Source organism: Psychrobacter sp. 1Y4 (genome assembly GCF_051847555.1).
Genome location: NZ_JBPYDE010000353.1, coordinates 1 through 826, shown reverse-complemented (window position 1 = coordinate 826; position 826 = coordinate 1). Strand labels below are relative to the sequence as shown.

Here is an 826-nt window from a genome sequence, read left to right as displayed (position 1 = left end):
CAGTGTCGCGCTATTTAATGATTTGGTGCGAGAGTTTTTTGCCTTACTATTTATCCCTGTATTTATGCGCAAATATCCTTCTGCTGCGGTCGGGCTTGGCGGTGCGACCAGTTTGGATTTTACCTTGCCTATTATTCAACAGTCAGGTGGTCTAAAAGTAGTACCACTGGCGATCAGTTTTGGCTTTTTGATTAATATTGTCTCGCCTGTACTGATGGTGTTCTTTTCGGCGCTTGGATAGATACAAGTTTTTAAGATTGAGTACGATTTAGAACTCGACACATATCTTTGAAGCTGAGTCAGCCGGATCATTATAAGCGTTTATTTTTGGCTCTTTAACTAGTCCATAAACACGGCGATTAAAGGACTTGCCTTCTTCGGTGTCAGCTGATGCAATGGGCGCTCTGATACCACAGTCAAAAGTACTCAAACGACTAGGCTCGATGTCGTGTTTTAAAATAAGGTAGTTTTTGACCATCATAGCTCTATTTTTAGGTAAAACACTTAACGCCTGCCCCATTTCATCTTCCGAAATATGAGCTTCAATTTGCATGGTAACAGCATCGTACTTATTCATCTGCTCTGCTACTTTATCAAGCTCAAGCTGATACTCTGGAGTTAAATCACTACTATCTTTTTTAAAAAATACTTTCAGCTCCATAGCAGTCTTGTCTATTAAGTCATAAAGTATGTGACAGCCAAACTCATTTACTGCAATATTTTTAGGCGTTTTTGGGCAATGATCGATTTGATCTAAAATTCCATCACCATCTGAATCGATATCGACTACTTGCATCGTCACGACGTTTTCATCTTGTGATATAAC

Annotated in this window: 2 protein-coding genes; one reads left to right on the top strand and one right to left on the bottom strand. The window is 39.5% G+C overall.

The window, feature by feature from the left end; all coding sequences use genetic code 11:
- On the top strand, positions 1–241 hold a 241-nt coding region (locus ACS8FC_RS16270), incomplete at its 5' end, for a LysO family transporter (protein ID WP_439297541.1).
- A 27-nt stretch (positions 242–268) separates the two neighbouring features.
- Here the strand turns inward: ACS8FC_RS16270 and ACS8FC_RS16265 are convergent.
- Positions 269–826 (bottom strand): OmpA family protein (locus ACS8FC_RS16265; protein ID WP_439297540.1); only part of this gene is annotated, 558 nt, incomplete at its 5' end.